This is a genomic window from Streptomyces sp. NPDC041784, assembly GCF_055591025.1.
The window spans coordinates 239,638-264,060 of record NZ_JBVJAB010000010.1 but is presented as its reverse complement, the minus strand read 5'-3'; the positions used below and the strand labels follow the sequence as shown (position 1 = coordinate 264,060).

Here is a 24,423-nt window from a genome sequence, read left to right as displayed (position 1 = left end):
CCTCACGGTCGCAGGCTGCCGACGATGTCGGCGGTCGCCGTGAGACCACTGTGGATGGTGGGGGCCATGCTGGTGCCGGCCAGGAAGAAGCCGAGCAGCAGACAGACCAGTGCGTGCGAGATCTTCAGTCCGCCGTTGCGCAGGAAGATCACCGCCAGGATCAGCAGCAACAGCACCACGGAAATGGAAACGGCCATCGTCAACCTCCTCCGCCACGTCCGCTTTCGCGGCGTTCGGCCGCAAGTGTGGCGTAACAGAGGGTTCGTCCGTGCGGCTGACCTGTCCGCCGAACGAGTGGTGTCTACGCCGACCTGTGAGCGTCGAGGAAGGCCTCCAGGCCGGCCAGGTCGTCGGTGTTGAGGTGGTCGACGCCGGCCGCCAGGAGTTCCGCCCAGAGGGCGTCGCGGGCGGGACCGGGGAGATCCGGGGTGGCCCAGAACCGCACCTTCTGCCCGCGCTCATGGGCCGTGGTGACGATCGTGCGCAGCTTCTGCCGCTCCGCGTCGGGGAAGGCACCCACGCCGAGCCAGGTGAAGTTGAGTGTCCAGTTGTCGCTGATCAGCGAGGCGAAGGAGGCCTCGGAGGTGCCGAGGTCGGCGAGCCGCCCGTCGTAGAAGGCCCGGCGGACGGTCTGCGCCTGCATGGGCGTACGGGCCGCGCGGTCGCCGGAGATGACGGCGGTGACCGCTCCGGGGTGCACCCGGCCGTGCGCGTACGTCGTGAACAGGCCCTTGTGGCGGCGCAGTTGACGGTCGAGTTCGAGGTAGGTGGAGGAGCCCTCGGTCTTGATGTCGATGAGCAGTTGCAGGGGCTGCCGGTACCGCCGGTACACCGAGCCGCGGTTCGCCTTCACGCGGGCGGCGAGCGGGGCGAGGTAGAGGGACTCCAGGGTGCGGGTGGGGTCGAGCTGATCCACCGAGTGGGCGACGAGGAGTTCGCCGTCGACGAGGAAGATGTCGGCCTCGACACTGCCGAAGCGGTGGTCGAGGGCGTCGAAGAGGGGGCGGGGGTGCTCGTAGTCGTTGTGGGCGTGGGCGCGCCACAACGGGCGGGGGCTGCGCTTCTGTCCGTCGGCGAACGCGCTGCCGGCGGGCGGTGCGAGCACGGCGGCGAGCGTGGCGCCGAAGGCGGTGAGGGCTCTGCGACGGGTGATGAGGGCCATGTTCTGCCTCCCTGTGGGGCGGGTCGGACCACAGGGAGTATGAGGCTGTCCACCCTCCAAAGAACCTGTACATGCCAGGAGTTGGCCGGACCGCCGTCGCTTGTTCACTCCTTCCGCGCGGGCGCACGAAAAGGCCCGCCCCAGGTGGGGCGGGCTTCACCGGATGACGGTCAGGGGGCTCGCAGGTCGACCAGTTCGGCCAGTGCCTCGCGGTGGGCGCCGGCCGTGCCGTAGGCGATCGAGTCGGCCTTGGCCCGCTTGAGACAGAGGTGCACCGGGTGCTCCCAGGTCATGCCGAGGCCGCCGTGCAGTTGCAGGGCCTCCTCGGCGGCCCGGACGGCGACGGACGCCGCGTAGGCCTGGGCGACGGCGACCGCCACCTCGACGTCGTCGTCGGTGGCGAGCGCGTCGGCCGCGGCTCGGGCGGCGGCCCGGAGGCTGACGACCTCCAGCCACAGCTGGGCCAGCCGGTGCTTGAGCGCCTGGAAGCCGCCGACCGGACGGTTGAACTGCTTGCGGTCCTTCAGATAGCGGACCGTCTCCGTCAACGCCCAGTCCGCGAGCCCGAGTTGCTCGGAGGCGAGCAGTCCGGCACCGGAGCGCAGGGCGCGGCGCACGGCGGGTTCGGCGTCGCCGAGCCGGCGGCCGGGGGCGCCGGTGAGCGTGACGGTCGCGAGGGGGCGGGTCAGGTCGAGGGACACCTGCGGGGTGACCGTCACCGTGTCGGCGGCCACCGCGTACAGGCCGCCGTCGTCCGCGGGCACCAGCAGCAGGTCGGCGACGGCCGCGTCCGCGATGCCGGTCAACTCCCCGTGCAGGGTTCCGTTGTCGAGTCGTACGGCATCAAAGGCGGCGCCTGGGGCAGTGTGCAGCCCGACGGCGAGCGCGCCGACCGTCGTCGCCGAGGCCAGCTGGGAGAGCAGGTCGTCGGCCCCGCACTCCAGCAGCGCCTCGGTGGCCACGACCGCGCTCGTCAGATACGGCACGGGCGCCACCGCCCGCCCCAGTTCCTCCAGGACGACGGCGGCCTCCCGGTGCGAGGCGCCCTGTCCGCCCAGTTCCTCGGGCACCAGCAGCCCCGCGAGGCCCATGCCGTCGGTGAGCGCCTTCCAGGCCGCGATGTCGTGCGGGGCGTCCGACTCGGTGCGCGCGATGACACTGGGCGCGTCACAGTGGTCGGCCAGCAGATCCCGTACGGCGGACCGGAGCGCCTCTTCCTCCTCCGAGTACAGCAGGTCGGTCATCGGGCGAGGTCCTTCCAGGCGACGTCCTTGTCGGTGCGCGGCTCGGCGGGCAGGCCCAGGACGCGCTCGGCGACGATGTTCAGCAGGACCTCGCTGGTCCCGCCCTCGATGCTGTTGCCCTTGGAGCGGAGGTAGCGGTAGCCGGCGTCACGGCCGGTGAAGTCCACCAGGTCCGGGCGGCGCATGGTCCAGTCGTCGTACAACAGGCCCTCCTCGCCGCGGAGTTCGACCTCCAGGCCGCTGATCTCCTGGTTGAGGCGGGCGAAGGAGAGCTTCATGCCGGAGCCCTCGTAGCCGGGCTGGCCGGCGACGAGCTGCTGGCGCAGGCGCTCGGCGGTGAGGCGGGCGACCTCGGCCTCGACCCACAGCTTCAGCAGCCGCTGGTGCAGATCGTGGGTGCGCAGTTCGGGGCGCTCGCGCCAGGTCCGGGAGACCGGGCCGATCATGCCGCCCTCGCGGGGCAGCCGCATGCCGCCGATGGAGACGCGCTCGTTCATGAGGGTGGTCTGCGCGACCCGCCAGCCGTCGCCGACCGCGCCGAGGCGGCGGGAGTCGGGGATGCGGACGTCGGTGAGGAAGACCTCGTTGAACTCGGCCTCGCCGGTGATCTGGCGCAGCGGCCGCACCTCGACGCCCGGGTCGGTCATGTCGCAGATGAAGTAGGTGATGCCGGCGTGCTTGGGCACGTCCGGGTCGGTGCGGGCGATGAGGATGGCCCAGCGGGCGACATGGGCGCTGGACGTCCACACCTTCTGCCCGTTGATCACCCAGTCTCCGTCGCCCTCCCGGACGGCCCGGGTGCCGAGTGCGGCGAGGTCGGAGCCGGCGCCCGGCTCGCTGAACAGCTGGCACCAGACCTCCTCCCCCACCCACAGGGGCCGCAGATAGCGCTGCTTCTGCTCCTCGGTGCCGTACTTCAGGATCGTCGGCGCGGCCATGCCGAGGCCGATGCCGATCCGGCGCGGGTCGTTGTCGGGGGCGCCTGCGGCCTCCAGCTCGGCGTCCACGACGACCTGGAGGGAGCGCGGCGCGCCGAGTCCGCCGAGGCCCTCCGGGTAGTGCACCCAGGCCAGGCCGGCGTCGTAGCGGGCCTTCAGGAAGTCGAGGCGGTCGGTGGTGGCGGGCGGGTGGGCGGCCAGCAACTCCGCTGTGCGGCGCCCGAGTTCGGCGGCGTCGATCGTCATACGGCGGCTCCGTTCTCCTGCGACGGGTTCTCCGGCGACGGGTTGTCCAGTGCCGGCAGGACGGCGATCCGGCCGGTGGTGACGCCGTCGGCGACCCGCTGCACGGCCGCGGCCGCCCCGGCGAGCGGCACGCGCTCGCTGACCACCGGCCGGATCGCGCCGCGTGCGGCCAGTTCGGTGAGCTGCTCGTGGCAGTGCAGGACCAGCTTCGGGTTCTTGGTGTTGTACAGGCCCCAGTGGAGGCCGAGGATCGAGTAGTTCTTCACCAGGGCGTGGTTCAGCCCGGGGCTGGGGATGGTCCCGCTGGCGAAGCCGACGACCACGATCCGGCCCTCGAAGGCGACGACCTTCGTGGACTGGGTGTAGGCGTCGCCGCCCACAGGGTCGTAGATCACGTCCGCGCCCCGGCCGCCGGTGGCCTCCTTCACGGCGCCGACGACGTCCTCGGCCCGGCGGTCGATCACCACGTCACAGCCCGCCTCCCGGGCCACGGCGGCCTTGTCGGCGCCGCCCACGACACCGATGACCCGGGCCCCGGCGGCCTTGCCGAGCTGCACGGCCGCGGTGCCGACCCCTCCCGCGGCGGCGTGGACGAGCAGCGTCTCGCCGGCTTCGAGCCCGGCCCGCCGGTGCAGTCCGAACCAGCCCGTCTGGTAGCCGATGTGCAGGGCGGCGGCCTCGGCGTCGTCCAGCGCCTCGGGCGCGGGCAGCAGTGCGGCGGCGTCCGCGACGGCGTACTCGGCGAAACCGCCGTACGGCAGGACCGGGTTGGCGATCACCCGGCGGCCGTCCTCGGTCTCACCGCAGATCTCCACGCCCGGGGTGAACGGCAGCGGCGGCCGGACCTGGTAGTGGCCCCGGCACATCAGCGCGTCCGGGAAGTTGACGTTCGCGGCGCGCACTCTGAGCAGGACCTGGCCGTCGCCGGGCGTGGGCCGCTCCACCTCCTCGAGCCGCATCACCTCGCTCGGCTCGCCGTTCTCGTGCACCTGCCATGCCTGCATGCGGAGCCTCCACGGGACTGCGTCGTCCGCCCGGCGTTCCTGCCGGGTCGATCGCATACTAAGCGGTCGCTTGCCGATCAGGGAACAACCGAGGGAACTGTCGGGTGCGTCACGGCCGAGACGGACGCGCGCGAACGTGCATCCGCTCGCCCTGCGGTCCGAAGAGACTCAGGAACTCCGCCGGCCCCTCCCCCGTCGACCCGAACCAGTGCGGCACACGCGTGTCGAACTCGGCCGCCTCCCCCGCCGTCATCACCACGTCGTGCTCACCGAGCACCACCCGCAGCCGCCCGGACATCACATACAGCCACTCGTAGCCCTCGTGGGTGCGCGGCTCCGGCTCCTCCTCGCGCTGCGGCACCAGCACCTTGAACGCCTGGAGCCCGCCCGGCTGCCGGGTCAGCGGCCAGAAGGTGCGCCCGTGGCGCACGAGCGGCTTGGAGCGCACCCGCGGATCCCCCACCGGCGGGGCCCCGACCAGCTCGTCCAACGGCACCTGGTGGGCCTGCGCGATCGGCAGCAGCAGCTCCAGGCTGGGCTTGCGCAGGCCTGACTCCAGCCGGGACAGCGTGCTGACGGAGATGCCGGTCGTCTCGGACAGCGCCGCCAGGGTCACCTCCCGCTCCTTCCGGATCCGGCGCAGCCGGGGACCCACTTCCGCGAGAACGTCGTCGGCACTCATACCCCTTATTGCAGGATCGGCAAAGATGTTTGTCAATCCCGCGGCATCCGGGCCACCTTCTGGGTGGAGGTGGTCACCATGACCGAGAAGCACACCGAGCGTTACGAAGTGATCGTGATCGGCGGCGGGGCGGCGGGCCTGTCGGCGGCCCTGGTCCTGGGCCGGGCCCGGCGCCGCACCCTGGTGGTCGACGCGGGCGAGCCGCGCAACGCGCCCGCCGCCCATATGCACGGCTATCTGACCCGGGACGGCATGCCCCCCGCCGAGTTCCTGGCCACCGGCCGCGAGGAGATCGCCCGGTACGGAGTGGAGCTGGTCCGGGACCGGGCGGTCGAGGTCGGCAAGGACGGGGACTTCGCCGTCGTCCTCGCCGGGGGCACCCCCTCTGGGGGAGGGCGGACCGTGTACGCCCGGCAGCTGGTCGTCGCCACCGGGCTGAGGGACGAGCTGCCCCCGGTCCCGGGCCTCGCCGAGCGCTTCGGCCGGGACGTGCTGCACTGCCCGTACTGCCATGGCTGGGAGGTCCGTGACCAGGCCTTCGGGGTGCTCGCGACCAGTCCGCTGAGCGTGCACCAGGCGCTGATCGTGACCCAGTGGTCGAAGGACGTGACCCTGTTCCTGCACACGGTCGCCGAGGAGGAGCTGGCCGACGAGGACCTGCGCCGGCTGGCAGCGGCGGGCGTGCGGGTGGTCCCCGGTGAGGTGGCCGGACTGACCGTCGAGGACGACCGGCTGACCGGGGTCCGGCTGGGCGACCGGTCGGAGCACAGGTGTGAGGCGCTGTTCGTCGCGCCGCGCGCGGTGCCGCGGACCGATCTGGTGGCGCGGCTGGGCGCGGAGATGACCGAGACCCCCTTCGGCACCTATCCCGTGGTCGACGGCCGGGGCCAGACCACGGTCCCCGGCCTCTGGGCGGCCGGCAACGCCTCCGGCTTCGCCGAGCAGGTCGTCAACGCGGCCAGCCGGGGCTACCGGGCCGGGGCCGCGATCAACGGGGAGCTGCTGATGGCGGACCTCGACGCGGCGGTGGCGGCCGTACAGGAGTAGCCGCCGCACGGAGGCAGGCACCGTGCGGGTGTAGACGCGGCCCCGTCGTTGCACCATGGCTGCATGCTGCTGTCCCGGCTCGCCGATGTGTCCCGGGAGGTCGCGGCCACCTCGGCGCGCTCCCGCAAGATCGCCCTGCTCGCCGAGTTGTTCGGGGAGGCGGAGGCGGACGAGGCGCCGATCGTCATCCCGTACCTGGCCGGGCGGCTCCCCCAGGGCCGGCTCGGCGTCGGCTGGAAGACGCTGAGCCGCCCGGTCGAGCCGGCCGCCGCGCCGACGCTGACCGTGCGCGCGGTGGACGCCCTGCTCACCGAGCTGGGCCGGGTCTCCGGCCCAGGCTCCCAGGCCGAACGCGCCCGTCTGGTCGGGGAGTTGATGGGCGCGGCGACCGCCGAGGAGCAACGCTTCCTGCTCGGTCTGCTCACCGGCGAGGTCCGCCAGGGCGCCTTGGACGCGGTGGCCGTCGAGGGTCTCGCCCAGGCCACCGGGGCGCCCCCGGCGGACGTACGGCGGGCGGTGATGCTCGCGGGCTCGCTGCGCACGGTGGCGCGGGCCCTGCTCGCGGACGGACCGCCGGCCCTGAAGGCGTTCCGGCTCACCGTCGGCCGCCCGGTCCTGCCGATGCTCGCGCACACCGCGTCCTCCGTCACCGAGGCCGTCGGCAAGCTCGGCGCCTGCGCGGTGGAGGAGAAGCTGGACGGCATCCGGGTGCAGGTGCACCGCGACGGCGACGACGTCCGCCTCTACACCCGCACGCTCGACGACATCACCGACCGGCTGCCCGAAGTGACGTCGGCGGCACATCAGTTGACGGTCCGTCGGTTCGTCCTGGACGGCGAGGTCATCGCCCTCGACGAGGACGGCCGCCCCCGTTCGTTCCAGGAGACGGCCGGCCGGGTCGGCTCCCGGGTGGACGTGGCGGCGGCCGCCGAGGCGGTCCCGGTCTCCCCCGTCTTCTTCGACGTGCTGTCGGTGGACGACCGCGACCTGCTCGACCTCCCGTTCGCCGAGCGCCACGCGGAACTGGCCCGGCTGGTACCGGAGCCGATGCGGGTGCGCCGGACGGTCGTCACCGGACCGCAGGACGCGCCGGCGGCGGAGGAGTTCCTGAAGGAGACCCTGCTGCGGGGCCACGAAGGGGTCGTGGTCAAGTCCCTGGACGCCCCGTACAGCGCGGGCCGGCGCGGCGCGTCCTGGCTGAAGGTCAAGCCCGTGCACACCCTCGACCTGGTGGTCCTGGCCGCCGAGTGGGGCCACGGCCGGCGCACCGGCAAGCTCTCCAATCTGCATCTGGGCGCCCGCACGGCCGACGGCGGCTTCGCCATGCTCGGCAAGACCTTCAAGGGCATGACCGACGCCCTGCTCACCTGGCAGACCGAGCGCCTCCAGGGCCTCGCCGAACGCGACGACGGCTGGGTCGTCACCGTCCGCCCCGAACTCGTCGTCGAGATCGCCTACGACGGCCTCCAGCGCTCCACCCGCTACCCGGCCGGCGTCACCCTCCGCTTCGCCCGCGTGGTCCGCTACCGCGAGGACAAGCGGCCGGAGGAGGCCGACACCGTGGAGACCCTGCTGGCCGCCCACCCGGAGGTGCGCCCGTGACCCAGAGGAGGAGCGCGGGCCTGCTGCTGTTCCGGCGCACCGCCGCCGGCACGGAGGTGCTGCTGGGCCACATGGGCGGCCCCTACTTCGCGAAGAAGGACGCCGGCGCCTGGTCCGTCCCCAAGGGCGAGTACGAACCGGACGAGCCCGCCTGGGTGGCCGCGCGCCGCGAGTTCCGGGAGGAGCTGGGGCTGACCCCGCCCGACGGCGAGGCGATCGCGCTGGGCGAGGTCCGGCAGACGAACGGCAAGATCGTCACCGTATGGGCGATCGAGGCGGATCTCGATCCGGCGGCTGTCGTACCCGGCACGTTCACCATGGAGTGGCCGCCCCGGTCCGGGCGGCGGCAGGAGTTCCCGGAGCTGGATCGGGTCGCCTGGTTCGGTACGGACCGGGCCCGTGAGGTGATCGTCACGGCCCAGGCCACGTTCCTCGACCGCCTGGCGGAGCACTCGCCCTGACGCGCACGCGTTGCGGTGTCCGGTGTGGCGCGGGAAGGTCGAAGCACAGCCAGCTCTGCGGGAGGTCGGTCATGCCCATCGCGACGGTGAACCCGGCGAACGGCGAGACGCTTCGGACGTACGAGGCCATGGGCGACGAGGAGCTGGAGCGCCGGCTCCAGCTCGCGGAGGCCACGTTCCGGACGTACCGGGCGATGCGCTTCGTCGACCGGGGGCGCCTCATGCTCCAGGCCGCGAACCTCCTGGACGAGGACCAGCAGGACATCGCCCGGATCATGACCACCGAGATGGGCAAGCCGGTGAAGCAGGCGCGCGCGGAGGCCGCGAAATGCGCCAAGGCGATGCGCTGGTACGCCGAACACGCGGAGGAACTGCTCGCCGACGAGGAACCGGCCGCCGCCGATGTGAAGGACTCCGGCGCCTCGCGCGTCCTGGTCCGCTACCGGCCGCTCGGTCCGGTCCTCGCGGTGATGCCGTGGAACTTCCCGCTGTGGCAGGTGATCCGGTTCGCCGCGCCGGCGCTGATGGCGGGCAACGTGGGCCTGCTCAAGCACGCCTCGAACGTCCCGCAGACCGCCCTGTACCTGGAGGACCTGTTCCACCGGGCCGGGTTCACCGAGGGCTGCTTCCAGACCCTGCTCATCGGGTCGGGTGCGGTGGACGCCATCCTGCGCGACGACCGCGTCAAGGCGGCGACCCTGACCGGCAGCGAGCCGGCCGGGCGGGCGGTCGCCTCCACCTCCGGGGAGATGGTCAAGAAGACGGTGCTGGAACTGGGCGGCAGCGACCCGTACGTCGTCATGCCGTCGGCGGACCTCGACCGGGCCGCGCAGGTCGCGGTGACCGCCCGTGTGCAGAACAACGGGCAGTCCTGCATCGCCGCCAAACGGTTCATCGTTCACACGGACGTGTACGACGCGTTCACCGAACGGTTCGTGGCGGGCATGACGGCGCTGAAGGTCGGCGACCCGCTGGAGGAGGACACGGACATCGGGCCGCTGGCGAGCGAGCAGGGGCGGACGGACCTGGAGGAGCTGGTGGACGACGCGCGGCGCAGTGGGGCGGCGGTGCTGTGCGGCGGCCATCGGCTCCGCCGGCCCGAGCTGCCCGGCTGGTACTACCCGCCGACTGTCATCTCCGGCATCACCCGCGAGATGCGCATCCACCGGGAGGAGGCCTTCGGGCCCGTGGCCACGCTGTATCGGGCGGCCGATCTCGATGAGGCCGTGCTCATCGCCAACGACTCCCCGTTCGGCCTGAGTTCGAACGTATGGACGCGCGACGAGGCGGAGGTGGACCGTTTCGTCCGGGATCTCGAGGCCGGTGGCGTGTACGTCAACGGGATGACCGCGTCGCATCCGGCGTTCCCGTTCGGCGGGGTGAAGCGGTCCGGATACGGGCGTGAGCTGTCCGGGCACGGAATCCGCGAGTTCTGCAACATCACCACGGTTTGGCACGGTGCGTGAGCGCCGCGCGGCTACGATCCCGGGTGTGAACCGCGAAGTGACTCTGCCTCTGATCGTCGATGACCGCGGGACCTTGCAGGTGTCTGCCGCCGATGTGAGCAAGCTGCTCCGCACGCTGGGCGGTCGGTGGCTGCATCTCGTCGAGGCGGGCGCGGACGGACTCGACGAGGACACGGTGGCCGCGCTGACCATCGAACTGGCCAAGCTGGCCGACCGCATCGACGTGGCGTGCATCGCCCACAGCAGCGGGGGCACGTCGTAGCTCGTGCCCCCACCGCCGTACGGCGCTACCGGATCGGCATCCCCGACAGCGTGCGCGCGATCACCAGCCGCTGGATCTCGCTCGTCCCCTCGAAGATCGTGTAGATCGCCGCGTCCCGGTGCATCCGCTCCACCGGGTACTCCCGCGTGTACCCGTTCCCGCCGAGGATCTGGATCGCCTGCGCGGTGACCGTCTTCGCCGTCTCGCTGGCGTAGAGCTTGGACATCGAGCCCTCGGCCGCGGTGAACGGCTTGCCGTTGACCGCCATCCAGGACGCCCGCCAGACCAGCAGCCGCGCCGCGTCGATCTGCGTCCGCATGTCCGCGAGCTGGAAGGCGACACCCTGGTTGTCGATGATCGGCCGCCCGAACTGCTCACGCGTCTTGGCGTAGTCGAGGGCGACCTCGTAGGCGGCGCGGGCCGTACCGACGGCCATCGCGCCCACCGCCGGCCGGGACGCCTCGAACGTGGCCATCGCCGCGTTCTTCACCCTCCCCCACTCTCGGCTTCGCTCGAGCGGGGGGACCCCCATGCCGCCCGTCCTCGCCCGCTCCCGGGCCCGGGCGAGGCGCTCGTCCAGCTTCTCCTTGCCGCCGAGCAGGCAGGAACCGGGCACGCGCACCTGGTCGAGGATGACCTCGGCGGTGTGCGAGGCGCGGATGCCGTGCTTCTTGAACTTCTGTCCCTGGGAGAGGCCCGGGGTGCCCGGCGGGACGATGAAGGAGGCGTGGCCCTTGGAGCCCAGCTCCGCGTCGACGACGGCCACGACGACATGGACGTTGGCGATGCCGCCGTTGGTCGCCCAGGTCTTCGTACCGTTGATCACCCACTCGTCCTTGGCCTCGTCGTACACGGCACGCGTGCGCAGGGAGGCCACGTCGGAGCCGGCGTCCGGCTCGGAGGAGCAGAACGCGGCGACCTTGACCTCGTTGGCGTCGCCGTACATCTGGGGGATCCAGGTGCCGATCTGTTCCTCGGTTCCGTTGGCGAGGACGCCCACGGCGGCGAGGCCCGTGCCCACGATCGACAGGGCGATGCCCGCGTCGCCCCAGAACAGCTCCTCCATGGCCATCGGAATACCGAGGCCGGTGGGGTCGAAGTACTGCTGGGCGTAGAAATCGAGGGAGTAGATGCCGACTTTCGCGGCCTCCTGGATGACCGGCCAGGGAGTCTCCTCACGCTCGTCCCATTCGGCGGCCGCAGGACGGATGACATCGGCGGCGAATCCGTGCAGCCAGTCCCGGACCTCCTTCTGTTCGTCGTTGAGCTCCATGGTGAACTCGGCCATGTTCCCTCCAGCGGCGGGCGTGCGTGTTACTAGCGGTAACATCAGTCTGTTACTCGCGGGTAAGAAATGTCAACTCCTGACGACAGCTCGGCAGCCCGTTCGATGTCAGGCTGCTGTCAGGTGTTAGTTTGCGCAGGCGTCACCGAATCACCACGGGTGGGGAGAGCACATGGACACCACACAGCGGACCGAACAGCAGAGGTCGGCCGACCGCCGACGGCGCGAGCTGCTGGAGGCCGCGGACCGGGTGGTGCTGCGCGACGGCCCACAGGCCTCCATGAACGCGATCGCGGCCGAGGCCGGCATCACGAAGCCGATCCTCTACCGCCACTTCGGTGACAAGGGCGGACTGTACGCCGCCCTCGCCAAGCGGCACACGGACGCGCTCCTGGACTCGCTGCGGGCCGCGCTGGACGCTCCCGCCGAGCGTCGGGAGCGGGTCGAGGCGACCCTCGACACCTACCTCGCGGCGATCGAGGCCCGGCCGCAGGTGTACCGGTTCCTGATGCACCCGTCCGAGGGCGGGCAGGGGACGGACCAGGGGTTCGACGTCGGCAAGCACTCGGCGCCGCTGCTCCGCAGGATGGGTGAGGAGCTGGCCCAGGTCATCGAGGACCGGCTGGACCTCGGGCCCGGGAGCCAGCAGCTGGCCCGGGTGTGGGGGCACGGGATCGTCGGCATGATGCACGCGGCCGGGGACTGGTGGCTGGGTGAGCGGCCCTGCTCCCGGGCCGAGCTGGTCCGCAGTCTCGCGGACCTGCTGTGGGGACGGCTCGCGGCGGCGGGGGACAAGGTCGGGGGACCGGGGTTCTGAGGGTCGCCCCCTAGGAACCCGCGCTCTCCCGGCTCCAGGAGGCCCGCGTCACCTGGCGCAGCAGCCGGCGTCTGCGCCAGCCCTCCACCCGGTCCGCGTACACCGTCCCCTCCAGATGGTCGCACTCGTGTTGCAAGCATCTGGCAAAGAATCCCGTGCCGTGGATCCTCACCCGGTCGCCCGTCATCGTGCGGCCCTCGACCACCGCGTGGTCGTAGCGCTCCGTCCCCGCCTCCAGGCCCGGCAGGGACAGGCAGCCCTCCGGGCCGCGCAGGACGATGCCGTCCGCCTCCACCAGGCGGGGGTTCACGACATGGCCGACATGGCGGACGTCCTCGTCGTCGGGGCAGTCGTAGACGAAGACCCGCAGCGGCTCGCCGACCTGGTTGGCGGCGAGGCCGACGCCCTGGGCGGCGTACATCGTGGCGAACATGTCCTCGACGAGCCGGGCGAGTCCGGGGCCGAAGTCGGTGACCTCGCGGCAGGGTTCCCGAAGGACGGGGTCACCGAGCAGAGTGAGGGGCCGGACGTGCCCGTGGGCGCCCGGGATGGAGCCTTGTCGCATGGCGGCAAGGGTACGGTCCTTTCTGACACGCGCATGCCGGACGGGCGTGAGGTGGTGGGCGCGATTCGGGAGTGCGAATGGATCTCGATAGGCTGACCACCAACCACGGTGCCGTACGGCAGAGGCGCGGCGCGTACGCAAGGAGGATCGAGAACTGATGGCAGGCAACTCGGACCCGCTCACGCCGCGGGCCAAGATCGCCGTGACCGCGGGCAAGGCGGTCGCTGCGGCATCCCGCGCGGCCGGACGCGGCAGCGGCTCGGTGATCGGTGGCCGGGTGGCACTCAAACTCGACCCCGACCTCCTCGCCCGGCTCGCCCAGAACCTGGACGTGATCCTGGTCTCGGCGACCAACGGCAAGACCACGACGACCCGGCTCATCGCCGAGGCGCTGCGGGCCGCCGGTCCGGTCGTGTCGAACGCCCTCGGCGCCAACATGCCGGCCGGCATCACCTCGGCGCTCGCGGGCGGCTCGGAGGCCAAGTACGGCGTCATCGAGGTCGACGAGAAGTACCTCGCGGGCGTGGCCCGGGACACCGACCCCAAGTGCATCGCCCTGCTCAACCTCTCCCGCGACCAGCTGGACCGCGCCGCCGAGACCCGGATGCTCGCGGAGAACTGGCGTGAGGGGCTGGCCGGGTCCAAGGCGGTCGTCGTCGCCAACGCCGACGACCCGCTGGTGGTGTGGGCCGCGTCCTCCTCCGCCAACGTGGTGTGGGTCGCCGCCGGTCAGATGTGGAAGGACGACGCCTGGTCGTGCCCGTCCTGCGGCGGTGTCATGCAGCGGCCCGGCGACGACTGGTTCTGTGGCGAGTGCGGGTTCCGCCGGCCGCAGCCCAGCTGGGCGCTGTCCGGGGACCACGTGCTCGACCCGCACGGGTCCGCCTGGCCCATCCACCTCCAGCTGCCCGGGCGGGCCAACAAGGCCAACGCCGCCTCCTCCGCCGCCGTCGCCGCCGTGTTCGGCGTGCCGCCGCAGGTCGCGCTGGAGCGCATGTACCAGGTGCAGGCCGTCGCAGGGCGCTACGACGTCGTCCAGTTCCAGGGCCGTGACCTCCGGCTGCTGCTCGCCAAGAACCCCGCGGGCTGGCTCGAGACGTTCAGCCTGATCGATCCTGCGCCGGCCCCGGTGATCCTCTCGGTGAACGCGCGCGGCGCCGACGGCACCGACACCTCCTGGCTGTGGGACGTCGACTACACCCGGCTGTCCGGCCACCCGATCTTCGTCATCGGTGACCGCAAGCTGGACCTCGCGGTCCGCCTCGAGGTGGCGAACCAGCACTTCCAGGTGTGCGAGAGCGTCGACCAGGCCGTGCAGCTGTGCCCGCCGGGCCGGATCGAGGTCATCGCGAACTACACCGCGTTCCAGGACCTGCGCCGCCGCGTCGGCAACTGACCACGAAGGACGACCACTTCATGAGCGACAACCAGCTTCGGATCGTCTGGATCTACCCGGACCTGCTCAGCACCTACGGCGACCAGGGCAACGTCCTGGTCGTGGAGCGCCGGGCGCGGCAGCGCGGCCTCGACGTGGCCCGCCTCGACGTGCGCAGCGACCAGCCGATCCCGACCTCCGGTGACATCTACCTCATCGGTGGCGGCGAGGACCGGCCGCAGCGGCTCGCGGCGGAGCGGCTGCGCCGTGACGCGCACCTGTACCAGGCGGTGCAGAACGGGGCGATCGTGTTCGCGGTCTGCGCCGGCTACCAGATCCTGGGCCACGAGTTCGTCAACGACCTCGGCCAGCGCGAGCCCGGCCTCGGCCTGCTCGACGTCACCACGACGCGCGGCGAGGGCGAGCGGTGCGTCGGTGACGTCCTCGCGGACATCGACCCCCGGCTCGGTCTGCCGCAGCTGACCGGCTTCGAGAACCACCAGGGCATCACCCACCTCGGCCCGACCGCCCGCCCGCTCGCCCGGGTCCAGATCGGCAAGGGCAACGGCACCGGCGACGGGACCGAGGGGGCGTACAACGACACCGTGTTCGGCACGTACATGCACGGCCCGGTGCTCGCCCGCAACCCGCTCATCGCGGACCTGCTGCTGAAGCTGGCGCTCGATGTGAACGCGCTCCCGCCGACCGACGACCGCTGGTACGAGGCGCTGCGGGGCGAGCGGATCGCCGCCGCGCAGCAGCCCGCGTAGGCAGCCGGGCGAAAGCTGGGCGAGCCCGCCCGACCGTGTGTTCACCTGATTTTCGGGGTGCCGTCAGCAGCCCGTCTGACAGTACGTCCGCACAGGTGAGCGGGCACGTCCAGCAGGCGGACGCGTGCTTCGGCCCCGCCCCCTGATGCCGCTAGGGTGGCGGGGACTCGAGCCGGACGATGTGGTCCGGATCCGGCCCACGTGGAGAAGGTTGTTCGGGCTATGCGCATTGGTGTCCTCACGTCCGGCGGCGACTGCCCCGGCCTGAACGCCGTCATCCGGTCCGTCGTGCACCGTGCCGTCGCCGACCACGGCGACGAGGTCATCGGCTTCCGGGACGGCTGGAAGGGCCTCCTGGAGTGCGACTACCTCAAGCTCGACCTCGACGCCGTGGGCGGCATCCTCGCCCGCGGCGGCACGATCCTCGGCTCCTCCCGGGTCCAGCCCTCGCATCTGCGGGACGGCGTGGAGCGGGCGAAGGGCCACGTCCAGGAACTCGGCCTCGACGCGATCATCCCGATCGGCGGTGAGGGCACCCTCAAGGCGGCCCGGCTGATGTCCGACAGCGGACTGCCGATCGTCGGTGTGCCCAAGACCATCGACAACGACATCGCCGGCACCGACGTCACCTTCGGCTTCGACACCGCGGTGGGGGTGGCGACCGAGGCCCTCGACCGGCTGAAGACCACCGCCGAGTCCCACCAGCGGGTGCTGGTCGTCGAGGTCATGGGGCGGCACACCGGCTGGATAGCGCTCCAGTCCGGCATGGCGGCGGGCGCCCACGCCATCGTCGTACCCGAACGTCCCTTCGACATCGAGGAGCTGGCCCGGCGGGTCGGCGAGCGGTTCGAGGCGGGCAAGCGGTTCGCGATCGTCGTCGCGGCGGAGGGGGCCAAGCCTCTGGCCGGCACCATGGCGTTCGACGAGGGCGCCAAGGACATCTACGGACACGAGCGGTTCGCCGGTATCGCCCGGCAGCTGTCCGTCGAGCTGGAGTCCCGGCTGGGCAAGGAGGCCCGTCCGGTGATCCTCGGGCATGTGCAGCGCGGCGGCACCCCGACGGCCTACGACCGGGTGCTCGCCACCCGGTTCGGCTGGCACGCGGTGGAGGCGGCGCATCGCGGCGAGTTCGGGAAGATGACGGCCCTGCGGGGGACGGACATCGTGATGCTGCCGCTGGCCGAGGCCGTGGAGACGCTGAAGACGGTTCCCGCGGACCGGTACGCCGAGGCCGAGACCGTGCTGTAGGCAGGCCGCGCACTCCGACCGCCCCCGGTGACATCGGTCGCCGGGGGCGGTTCTAGTCTTGGGGCCGCAAGAAACGTACAACCCCCCACGAATCAGGAGCCGACGGAATGGATCACGGCGGGCACGGCATGACCATGGATCTGCCGCCGTTCACGCTGGGGCGGGGTCTTCAGTGGTCACCGGACCCCTTCTTCCTCGTCGCCTGCCTGGTGGGGCTCGCGCTGTACGCGTGGGGGGTCGTGCGGCTGCGGCGCCGGGGCGACGCCTGGCCGGTCGGGCGGACGGTGTCGTACGTCGTCGGCGTGCTGACCATCGCGCTCGTGATGTGCACCGCGCTGAACGACTACGGGATGGTCATGTTCAGCGTGCACATGGTGCAGCACATGGTGATCAGCATGCTCTCGCCGATCCTCATCCTGCTCGGCGCGCCCGTCACGCTCGCGCTGCGCGCGCTGCCGGCGGCGGGCCGGGGCCGCAAGGGGCCGCGCGAGCTGCTGCTGATGCTGCTGCACAGCCGGTACATGCGGATCATCACGCACCCCGTGTTCACCATTCCGCTGTTCATCGCCTCGCTCTACGCGCTGTACTTCACGCCGATCTTCGACTTCCTGATGGGCTCCCAGGTGGGCCACATCGCGATGATGGTGCACTTCCTCGCGGTCGGTGTGGTGTTCTTCTGGCCGATCATCGGCGTGGACCCGGGGCCGCACCGGCCGGGGCACCTGATGCGGATGCTGGAGCTGTTCGCGGGCATGCCGTTCCACGCGTTCTTCGGCATCGCGCTGATGATGGCCTCCCAGCCGATGGTGCGGACGTTCGAGAACCCGCCCGCCTCGCTGGGCATCGACGCGCTGGCCGACCAGACCTCGGCGGGCGGCATCGCCTGGGCGTTCAGCGAGGTCCCGTCGGTGCTGGTGCTGATCGCGCTGCTCTTCCAGTGGTACGGCTCCGAGCAGCGGCAGGCCAAGCGCCAGGACCGGGCCGCGGACCGGGACGGGGACAAGGAGCTGGAGGCGTACAACGCCTATCTTGCGTCGCTCGAGGCACGCGGACGCTGATCCCGGGGCACCATGGAGGTGGACTCGCCCTGCGGAGGGCGGGCCTTCAGGAGGGTGTCACGATGGCCGGTTCCACGGACAGCTCCACGAAGACCATGGGGGCGCTCACGCTCGGCGGACTCGTCGTGGTGACCGCCTACACGGTGGCGCTCGGCAGCAACGGCTGGCTGTGGTTCGGCTGGGTCGTGCTCGGGCTGATCACGCTCGCGCTGATCGTGATGAAGACCAGCTGATCAGCGGCCGATCACCGGCCGATGACCCGGTGATCACTCGGGCAGGACCCGGGCCGCCGAGTGCACGCCCGGCTGGTACTTCGGGACCCGGGCGGTGATCTTCATGCCCGCGCCGACGGCCGTCTCGATGACCAGGCCGTAGTCGTCGCCGTACACCTGGCGCAGACGGTCGTCGACGTTGGACAGGCCGATGCCGCCGGAGTGGCTGACCTCGCCGGCCAGGATGCGGCGCAGCAGGACGGGGTCCATGCCGGCGCCGTCGTCCTCGATGACGACCAGGGCCTCGGCGCCGGCGTCCTGCGCGGTGATCTGGATGTGGCACTGGTCCGCCTTGCCCTCCAGGCCGTGTTTGACGGCGTTCTCCACCAGGGGCTGGAGGCAGAGGAAGGGCAGGGCGACCGGGAGGACCTCCGGGGCGATCTGGAGGGTGACGGCGAGGCGGTCGCCGAAGCGGGCGCGGACCAGCGCCAGGTAGTGGTCGATGGCGTGCAGTTCGTCGGCGAGGGTGGTGAAGTCGCCGTGCCGGCGGAACGAGTAGCGGGTGAAGTCGGCGAATTCCAGCAGCAGCTCGCGGGCACGTTCGGGGTCGGTGCGGACGAAGGACGCGATCACCGCGAGCGAGTTGAAGATGAAGTGCGGGGAGATCTGGGCGCGCAGGGCCTTGATCTCCGCCTCGATCAGCCGGGTCCGGGACTGGTCGAGATCGGCCAGTTCCAACTGGACGCTCACCCAGCGGGCCACCTCGCCGGCCGCGCGGACCAGAACGGCGGACTCGCGGGGCGCGCAGGCGACGAGGGCGCCGTGCACCCGGTCGTCGACGGTGAGCGGGGCGACGACCGCCCAGCGGACCGGGCAGTCGGCGTGGTCGCAGGTCAGCGGGAAGGCCTCGCCCCGGCCGCTGTCCAGGGGGCCGGCCAGCCGCTCCATGATCTCGGCGCGGTGATGGGCTCCCACGCCGTCCCAGGTCAGCACGCCCTTCCGGTCGGTCAGGCAGAGGGCGTCGGTGCCGAGCAGGGTGCGCAGGCGGCGGGCCGATCTGCGGGCCGTCTCCTCCGTCAGGCCCGCGCGCAGCGGGGGTGCGGCGAGCGAGGCGGTGTGCAGGGTCTGGAAGGTGGCGTGCTCGACGGGGGTGCCGAGGCCGCCGAGGCTCTCGGGGCGGGCGGTACGGCGGCCCAGCCAGAAGCCGAGGGCGAGGAAGGGGAGGATCGCGATGCACAGGCCCGCCAGGAAGCCGCTCATGCCGGTGCCTCCGTGGGCCCGAGGTCCCCTGCGGGCCTGCGCTCCTCCGTGGCCCCCAGGCTCCCCACTGTCCCGCGCTCCTCCGTAGCCCCGAGATCCCCCGCCGACCTGCGTTGCTCCGTATGCCCCAGATCCCCCGCCGTCCTGCGCTCCTCCGTGCGCAGTTCCTCGGGGAGGTGGAAGCGGGCCAGGATCGCCGCCGTGCCGGGCGGGACCCGACCGGGGGTGGCCAGGGAGACCAGGATCATGGTGAGGAAGCCCAGCGGTACGGACCACAGCGCGGGCCAGGCGAGCAGCGCGTGCAATCCGCCCGTGACCGGCAGGCCCGCCATGGTCGCGGCGACGGCCAGGAACGCCGAGCCGCCCCCCACCAGCATCCCGGCGGCCGCGCCCGGCGGGGTCAGCCGGCGCCACCAGATGCCGAGCACCAGCAGCGGGCAGAAGGAGGACGCCGACACCGCGAAGGCCAGCCCCACCGCGTCGGCCACCGGCAGCCCGCCCACCAGCAGGCTCGCCGCGAGCGGGACGGCCATCGCGAGGCCCGTGCCCAGCCGGAAGTGCCGGACGCCACGGGCCGGCAGCACGTCCTGGGCGAGGACGCCGGCCACGGCCATCGTCAGCCCGGACGCCGTGGACAGGAACGCGGCGAACGCTCCCCCGGCGACCAGCGCGCCCAGCAGGTCGCCGCCGAGGCCGCCGATCACCCGGTCCGGCAGCAGCAGGACGGCCGCGTCGGCGTCGCCGGCGAGGGCCAGTTCGGGGGCGTACAGGCGGCCGAGGGCGCCGTAGACGGGCGGCAGGAGGTAGAAGCCGCCGATCAGGGCGAGGACGGCGACGGTGGTACGGCGGGCGGCGACACCGTGCGGGCTGGTGTAGAAGCGGACGACGACGTGCGGCAGGCCCATCGTGCCGAGGAAGGTGGCGAGGATCAGCCCGTACGTGGCGTACAGCGGGCGCTCCTCGCGGCCCGCGGCGAGCGAGGTGGACATCCCGCCGTTGCTGCCGCGCTCGGCGGCGGGGACCGTCGTGCCTTCCGGGAAGGTGAGCCGGGTGCCCCGGTCGATGCGGTGGGTGCCGGCGGGCAGGCGCAGGACCGTGCCGTCGTGCGGGCGGCCGTCGACCGTGCCGTCCACGGTCACGGTGAGGGGGCGCTCCAGTCGCAGGTCGAGGGTGTCGTCGACGCGTACGGTCCGCTGCTCGCGGAAGGCGGGCGGTTCGTCGAAGGCGCGCCGGGACGCACCGTCGCCCTGCCAGGCGAGGACCAGGAAGAGGGCGGGGACGAGGAGGGCGGTGAGCTTGAGCCAGTACTGGAAGGCCTGCACGAAGGTGATGCTGCGCATGCCGCCCGCGGCGACGGTCGCGGTGACCACGACGGCGACGATCAGGCCGCCGAGGGAGTCGGGCGCCCCGGTGAGCACGGTCAGGGTCAGCCCGGCGCCCTGGAGCTGGGGCAGCAGATAGAGCCAGCCGACGCCGACGACGAAGGTGCCGGCGAGCCGCCGTACCGCCTGGGAGGCGAGGCGGGCCTCGGCGAAGTCGGGGAGGGTGTAGGCGCCGGAGCGGCGCAGGGGGGCGGCGACGAACAGGAGCAGGACCAGGTATCCGGCGGTGTAGCCGACCGGGTACCAGAGCATGTCCGCGCCCTGGACGAGGACCAGGCCCGCGATGCCGAGGAAGGAGGCGGCGGAGAGGTACTCGCCGCTGATGGCGGCCGCGTTGAGCCGGGGGCCGACGGTGCGGGAGGCGACGTAGAAGTCGGAGGTGGTGCGGGAGATGCGCAGGCCGAAGGCGCCGACGAGGACGGTCGCGACCACGACGAGGGCGACGGCGGGGACGGCGTACGTCGAGTTCATCGGTGCGCGGCCCTCACTTGTCCTCGACCAGCCGCACGAAGTCCCGTTCGTTGCGTTCGGCGCGGCGGACGTACCAGCGGGCGAGCAGGACCAGCGGGGCGTAGAGGCCGAAGCCGAGGACGGCCCATTCCAGGCGGTGGGCGTCGGGCATCGCGGCGAAGAGCAGCGGCAGCGGGCCGACGAGCAGGGCGAGCACGGCGAACACCGTGAGGGCGGCGCGGAGTTGGGAGCGCATGAGGGAGCGGACGTAGGTGTGGCCGAGGGTGGTCTGCTCGTCGATCTCGGTACGGGGGCGGTAGTAGCCGGAAGCGTGTCGGGTACGGCGCGGCGGGCCGGTGACGACGACGCGGCGCTCGGCGGGGTCCTGGCCGGGCACCCTCACGGCCTCCGCATCAGCAGGTCCCGCAGTTCGCGGGCGTGGCGGCGGCTGACCTGGAGTTCCTCGCCGCCGACCAGGACGCTGACCGTGCCGGCGTCCAGGCGGAGTTCTCCTATGTGGCGCAGGGCGACGAGGTGGCGGCGGTGGATGCGGACGAACCCGCGGGCGCGCCAGCGCTCCTCCAGGGTGGAGAGGGGTATGCGGACGAGGTGGCTGCCGCGGTCGGTGTGCAGCCGGGCGTAGTCGCCCTGGGCCTCGACATGGGTGATGTCGTCGACGCCGACGAACCGGGTCACCCCGCCGAGTTCGACGGGTATGTGGTCCGGGTCGGGTTCGTGGACGGGGATGCGGGGGGCGGCGCCGCGCAGTTCGGCGGCGCGGCGGACGGCCTCGGCGAGGCGTTCCTTGCGGACGGGTTTGAGGACGTAGTCGACGGCCTTGAGGTCGAAGGCCTGGACCGCGAAGTCCTCGTGGGCGGTGACGAACACGACCAGCGGGGGCCTGGCGAAGCCGGTGAGCAGCCGGGCCAGGTCGAGGCCGTCGAGGCCGGGCATCTGGATGTCGAGGAAGACCACGTCGATGGCCTCGGGACCGTCGGGTCCGGAGGCCAGGGCGCGGTTGATGCGGCGCAGCGCCTCGGTCGCGTCGCCGGCGCCCTCCACGCTGCCGATGCGGGGATCGGCGTTCAGGAGGTACAGCAACTCCTCCAGCGAGGGGCGTTCGTCGTCGACGGCGAGGGCGCGCAGCATGAACGTGGAGTGTAGGGGCGATCGGCACGGCTGGACATGTGCCGGGGTGTGGACGTATCCGCTGGATACAGTGCCCCCATGAACAGCGGTACTGCCCCTTTCGACGATCTGGACCGGAAGATCATCACCGCTCTGATGGCGAACGCCAGGACGAGCTTCGCCGAGATCGGCACGGCGATCGGCCTGTCGCCGACGGCGGTCAAGCGCCGGGTGGACCGGCTGCGGGAGACCGGGGTGATCACGGGGTTCACGGCCACGGTGCGGCCGTCGGCGCTGGGGTGGCGCACGGAGGCGTACGTGGAGGTGTACTGCGAGGGGGCCGCGCCCCCCAGGCGGCTCGCGGAGGTGGTGCGCAACCATCCGGAGATCACCGCGGCGATGACCGTGACGGGCGGGGCGGACGCGCTGCTGCACGTGCGGGCACGGGATGTGGAGCACTTCGAGGAGGTGCTGGAGCGGATCCGGGTGGAACCGTTCATCCGCAAGACGATCAGCGTCATGGTGCTGTCCCACCTGTTGCCGGAGAGTCCGGAGGCGGGCGCGACGCAGCACGCACCGGACGTGCGCTGAGTGAGCCCAAGACGCAGCATTCCTGCGTGAACACGCAGCTCTCGTTTCTTGTCGAGCCTATCCGCCGCTTCTTACCGTGGTGTCAACCCTCAGTCGACACCGTTGGAAGCGGAGGAACCCCTCTGTGCCCGAAAGCCGTGAACTGCGCACGCGGCGTTTTCTCGTCTGCGAACCCAGACACTTCGCCGTGCGCTACGCGATCAACCCCTGGATGCATCCCGACACCCCCGTCGACGTCGACCTCGCCCAGGAGCAGTGGCAGACGCTGATCCGCGCCTACCGGGCCCACGGCCACACCGTGGACACCGTGGAACCGGCTCCGGACCTGCCCGACATGGTGTTCGCCGCGAACTCGGCGGTGGTCGTCGGCGGCCGGGTCTTCGGCTCCCTCTTCCACGCGCCCGAGCGGCGCCCCGAGTCCGTGCACTACGACACCTGGTTCAAGGCCGCCGGGTACGAGGTGTACCGGCCCGAGTCCGTCTGCGAGGGCGAGGGCGACCTCGTCTGGACGGGCCGGTACCTGCTGGCCGGCACCGGGTTCCGCACCACCCGGGAGGCGCACCGCGAGGTGCAGGAGTTCTTCGGCCACCCGGTGATCAGCCTGACCCTGGTGGACCCGCACTTCTACCACCTGGACACCGCCCTGTTCGTGCTCGACGACGAGAACGTCGCGTACTACCCGGAGGCGTTCTCGCCCGGCAGCCGCGAGGTCCTCGCGCGGCTGTTCCCGGACGCGGTGGCGGCGACCCGTGAGGACGCGCTGGCGTTCGGGCTGAACTCCGTCTCCGACGGCCGCCATGTCTTCATCGCGCCGCAGGCCGAGGCGCTCGCCGCCCGGCTCGGCGAGCACGGCTACCTTCCCGTCCCCGTCGACCTGTCCGAGCTGCACAAGGCCGGCGGTGGCATCAAGTGCTGCACCCAGGAGATCCGCTCATGACCGCGCCCGCACGCACCCGTACCTCCGGCGACCTCATCCGCGCCGAGGAGCCGGTCCTCGCGCACAACTACCACCCGCTGCCCGTGGTCGTCGCGCGCGCCGAGGGCGCGTGGGTGGAGGACGTCGAGGGGCGCCGCTACCTCGACATGCTGGCGGGCTACTCGGCCCTCAACTTCGGCCACCGCCACCCGGTGCTGATCGAGGCGGCGCACCGCCAGCTGGACCGTCTCACGCTCACCTCCCGCGCCTTCCACAACGACCGCCTCGCCGAGTTCGCCGAGCGGCTCGCGGAGTTGACGGGCCTGGACATGGTGCTGCCGATGAACACCGGCGCGGAGGCGGTGGAGAGCGGCATCAAGGTGGCCCGCAAGTGGGCGTACGAGGTGAAGGGCGTCCCCGCCGACCGGGCGACGATCGTGGTGGCGGCGGAGAACTTCCACGGCCGTACGACGACGATCGTGAGCTTCTCCACGGACGAGACGGCCCGCGCGGGCTTCGGTCCGTTCACCCCGGGCTTCACGATCGTGCCGTACAACGACCTGGCCGCGCTGGAGGCGGCGGTCGACGAGACGACCGCGGCGGTGCTGATCGAGCCGATCCAGGGCGAGGCCGGGGTCGTGATCCCGGACGACGGCTATCTGGCCGGGGTGCGGGAGCTGACCCGCCGCAAGAACTGTCTGTTCATCGCGGACGAGATCCAGTCCGGGCTCGGACGGACCGGGCGGACGCTGGCCGTGGAGCACGAGGCGGTCGTCCCGGACGTGGTGCTGCTCGGCAAGGCGCTGGGCGGCGGGATCGTCCCGGTGTCGGCGGTGGTGGCACGGCGCGAGGTGCTGTCGGTGCTGCGGCCGGGCGAGCACGGGTCGACCTTCGGCGGCAACCCGCTGGCGGCGGCGGTCGGCACGGCGGTGGTGGAGCTGCTGGAGACGGGCGAGTTCCAGCGGTGGGCGGGCGAGTTGGGCGGCGTGCTGCGGGAGGGTCTCACCGGGCTGGTCGGCCGGGGGATCGTGGGCTTCCGGGCGCGCGGGCTGTGGGCGGGCGTCGACATCGATCCGGCGCTCGGCACTGGCCGTGAGGTCAGCGAGCGCCTGATGCGGGAGGGCGTCCTGGTGAAGGACACCCACGGCTCGACGATCCGGCTGGCGCCGCCGCTGACCGTCACCGAGGACGAACTGCGCTCGGCGCTGGGCTCGTTGGAGAAGGTCCTGACGCAGGGATCCTGAGCGGGCGG

26 protein-coding genes are annotated in these 24,423 nt (G+C 72.0%); 14 read left to right on the top strand and 12 right to left on the bottom strand.

Features of this window, described 5'->3' with window-relative positions:
- Positions 1-2: 2 nt before the first annotated feature.
- The 6 genes from ACZ6D7_RS23540 to ACZ6D7_RS23515 form a co-directional block, all read right to left on the bottom strand.
- Entirely contained in the window at positions 3-197 is a 195-nt protein-coding gene (locus ACZ6D7_RS23540) for a hypothetical protein (protein ID WP_189940055.1), read from the bottom strand.
- Between the two features lie 104 nt (positions 198-301).
- Positions 302-1,162 (bottom strand): phosphatidylinositol-specific phospholipase C/glycerophosphodiester phosphodiesterase family protein, encoded by an 861-nt coding sequence (locus ACZ6D7_RS23535; protein WP_469493887.1) that lies wholly within the window; start codon positions 1,160-1,162, stop codon positions 302-304.
- Between the two features lie 170 nt (positions 1,163-1,332).
- Positions 1,333-2,406 (bottom strand): acyl-CoA dehydrogenase family protein, encoded by a 1,074-nt coding sequence (locus ACZ6D7_RS23530; RefSeq protein ID WP_469493884.1) that lies wholly within the window; start codon positions 2,404-2,406, stop codon positions 1,333-1,335.
- Complete coding sequence (locus ACZ6D7_RS23525; protein WP_469493881.1) at positions 2,403-3,590, bottom strand: acyl-CoA dehydrogenase family protein; 1,188 nt, start codon at positions 3,588-3,590, stop codon at positions 2,403-2,405. The genes ACZ6D7_RS23530 and ACZ6D7_RS23525 overlap by 4 nt, the downstream gene beginning before the upstream one ends.
- A complete protein-coding gene (locus ACZ6D7_RS23520; protein WP_469493879.1) occupies positions 3,587-4,594 on the bottom strand; it encodes an NADPH:quinone oxidoreductase family protein in 1,008 nt (335 codons plus the stop codon). Before ACZ6D7_RS23520 ends, ACZ6D7_RS23525 begins: the two co-directional genes overlap by 4 nt.
- 109 nt (positions 4,595-4,703) lie before the next feature.
- Positions 4,704-5,276, bottom strand: a complete 573-nt coding sequence (locus ACZ6D7_RS23515) for a helix-turn-helix domain-containing protein (protein WP_469493877.1) — start codon at positions 5,274-5,276, stop codon at positions 4,704-4,706.
- 78 nt (positions 5,277-5,354) lie between these two features.
- Between ACZ6D7_RS23515 and ACZ6D7_RS23510 the strand changes: the two genes are divergently transcribed.
- The 5 genes from ACZ6D7_RS23510 to ACZ6D7_RS23490 all read left to right on the top strand — a co-directional run bounded on the left by ACZ6D7_RS23510 (position 5,355) and on the right by ACZ6D7_RS23490 (position 10,114).
- On the top strand, positions 5,355-6,323 hold the full coding sequence (locus tag ACZ6D7_RS23510; RefSeq protein WP_469493874.1) for an NAD(P)/FAD-dependent oxidoreductase: 969 nt from the start codon (positions 5,355-5,357) through the stop codon (positions 6,321-6,323).
- 63 nt (positions 6,324-6,386) lie between these two features.
- Entirely contained in the window at positions 6,387-7,925 is a 1,539-nt protein-coding gene (locus tag ACZ6D7_RS23505) for an ATP-dependent DNA ligase (protein WP_469493871.1), read from the top strand.
- Complete coding sequence (locus tag ACZ6D7_RS23500; RefSeq protein WP_469493870.1) at positions 7,922-8,386, top strand: NUDIX hydrolase; 465 nt, start codon at positions 7,922-7,924, stop codon at positions 8,384-8,386. The genes ACZ6D7_RS23505 and ACZ6D7_RS23500 overlap by 4 nt, the downstream gene beginning before the upstream one ends.
- A gap of 71 nt (positions 8,387-8,457) precedes the next feature.
- Positions 8,458-9,852: an NADP-dependent succinic semialdehyde dehydrogenase gene (locus tag ACZ6D7_RS23495; protein ID WP_469493868.1), complete on the top strand. Its 1,395-nt coding sequence runs from the start codon at positions 8,458-8,460 to the stop codon at positions 9,850-9,852.
- Between the two features lie 25 nt (positions 9,853-9,877).
- On the top strand, positions 9,878-10,114 hold the full coding sequence (locus ACZ6D7_RS23490; RefSeq protein ID WP_200725174.1) for a DUF6213 family protein: 237 nt from the start codon (positions 9,878-9,880) through the stop codon (positions 10,112-10,114).
- 25 nt (positions 10,115-10,139) lie between these two features.
- On the opposite strand, the gene ACZ6D7_RS23485 is transcribed toward ACZ6D7_RS23490, so the two are convergent.
- Positions 10,140-11,402: an acyl-CoA dehydrogenase family protein gene (locus ACZ6D7_RS23485; protein WP_469493864.1), complete on the bottom strand. Its 1,263-nt coding sequence runs from the start codon at positions 11,400-11,402 to the stop codon at positions 10,140-10,142.
- Between the two features lie 169 nt (positions 11,403-11,571).
- Here ACZ6D7_RS23485 and ACZ6D7_RS23480 point away from each other — a divergent pair, with 169 nt between their 5' ends.
- Positions 11,572-12,216: a TetR/AcrR family transcriptional regulator gene (locus tag ACZ6D7_RS23480; RefSeq protein WP_469493862.1), complete on the top strand. Its 645-nt coding sequence runs from the start codon at positions 11,572-11,574 to the stop codon at positions 12,214-12,216.
- A gap of 10 nt (positions 12,217-12,226) precedes the next feature.
- On the opposite strand, the gene def is transcribed toward ACZ6D7_RS23480, so the two are convergent.
- Positions 12,227-12,781, bottom strand: a complete 555-nt coding sequence (def, locus tag ACZ6D7_RS23475) for a peptide deformylase (RefSeq protein WP_469493859.1) — start codon at positions 12,779-12,781, stop codon at positions 12,227-12,229.
- A gap of 157 nt (positions 12,782-12,938) precedes the next feature.
- Here def and ACZ6D7_RS23470 point away from each other — a divergent pair, with 157 nt between their 5' ends.
- The 5 genes from ACZ6D7_RS23470 (at position 12,939) to ACZ6D7_RS23450 (ending at position 17,465) form a co-directional block, all read left to right on the top strand.
- Positions 12,939-14,177: a DUF1727 domain-containing protein gene (locus ACZ6D7_RS23470; RefSeq protein WP_469493858.1), complete on the top strand. Its 1,239-nt coding sequence runs from the start codon at positions 12,939-12,941 to the stop codon at positions 14,175-14,177.
- A gap of 20 nt (positions 14,178-14,197) precedes the next feature.
- Positions 14,198-14,926 (top strand): type 1 glutamine amidotransferase, encoded by a 729-nt coding sequence (locus ACZ6D7_RS23465; RefSeq protein ID WP_469493855.1) that lies wholly within the window; start codon positions 14,198-14,200, stop codon positions 14,924-14,926.
- 222 nt (positions 14,927-15,148) lie between these two features.
- Complete coding sequence (locus tag ACZ6D7_RS23460) at positions 15,149-16,174, top strand: 6-phosphofructokinase (RefSeq protein ID WP_469493852.1); 1,026 nt, start codon at positions 15,149-15,151, stop codon at positions 16,172-16,174.
- A gap of 107 nt (positions 16,175-16,281) precedes the next feature.
- Complete coding sequence (locus tag ACZ6D7_RS23455; RefSeq protein ID WP_469493850.1) at positions 16,282-17,232, top strand: cytochrome c oxidase assembly protein; 951 nt, start codon at positions 16,282-16,284, stop codon at positions 17,230-17,232.
- Positions 17,233-17,294: 62 nt separating this feature from the next.
- Positions 17,295-17,465: a hypothetical protein gene (locus ACZ6D7_RS23450; RefSeq protein WP_469493847.1), complete on the top strand. Its 171-nt coding sequence runs from the start codon at positions 17,295-17,297 to the stop codon at positions 17,463-17,465.
- A gap of 33 nt (positions 17,466-17,498) precedes the next feature.
- Here ACZ6D7_RS23450 and ACZ6D7_RS23445 read toward each other — a convergent pair whose 3' ends face one another.
- The 4 genes from ACZ6D7_RS23445 to ACZ6D7_RS23430 are packed head-to-tail and all read right to left on the bottom strand — an operon-like array spanning position 17,499 to position 21,685.
- Entirely contained in the window at positions 17,499-18,704 is a 1,206-nt protein-coding gene (locus tag ACZ6D7_RS23445) for a sensor histidine kinase (protein ID WP_469493844.1), read from the bottom strand.
- On the bottom strand, positions 18,701-20,557 hold the full coding sequence (locus tag ACZ6D7_RS23440; RefSeq protein WP_469493842.1) for a sodium/solute symporter: 1,857 nt from the start codon (positions 20,555-20,557) through the stop codon (positions 18,701-18,703). The genes ACZ6D7_RS23445 and ACZ6D7_RS23440 overlap by 4 nt, the downstream gene beginning before the upstream one ends.
- Positions 20,558-20,570: 13 nt before the next feature.
- A complete protein-coding gene (locus ACZ6D7_RS23435) occupies positions 20,571-20,933 on the bottom strand; it encodes a hypothetical protein (RefSeq protein WP_469493841.1) in 363 nt (120 codons plus the stop codon).
- A gap of 2 nt (positions 20,934-20,935) precedes the next feature.
- Complete coding sequence (locus tag ACZ6D7_RS23430; RefSeq protein ID WP_469493838.1) at positions 20,936-21,685, bottom strand: LytR/AlgR family response regulator transcription factor; 750 nt, start codon at positions 21,683-21,685, stop codon at positions 20,936-20,938.
- A 78-nt stretch (positions 21,686-21,763) separates the two neighbouring features.
- Here ACZ6D7_RS23430 and ACZ6D7_RS23425 point away from each other — a divergent pair, with 78 nt between their 5' ends.
- The 3 genes from ACZ6D7_RS23425 (at position 21,764) to rocD (ending at position 24,415) form a co-directional block, all read left to right on the top strand.
- On the top strand, positions 21,764-22,255 hold the full coding sequence (locus ACZ6D7_RS23425; protein WP_469493836.1) for an Lrp/AsnC family transcriptional regulator: 492 nt from the start codon (positions 21,764-21,766) through the stop codon (positions 22,253-22,255).
- A 124-nt stretch (positions 22,256-22,379) separates the two neighbouring features.
- Positions 22,380-23,192: a dimethylargininase gene (gene ddaH / locus ACZ6D7_RS23420; RefSeq protein WP_469493832.1), complete on the top strand. Its 813-nt coding sequence runs from the start codon at positions 22,380-22,382 to the stop codon at positions 23,190-23,192.
- Positions 23,189-24,415, top strand: coding sequence for an ornithine--oxo-acid transaminase (gene rocD, locus ACZ6D7_RS23415; protein ID WP_469493829.1), 1,227 nt, complete (start codon positions 23,189-23,191; stop codon positions 24,413-24,415). Before ddaH ends, rocD begins: the two co-directional genes overlap by 4 nt.
- Positions 24,416-24,423 lie beyond the last annotated feature (8 nt).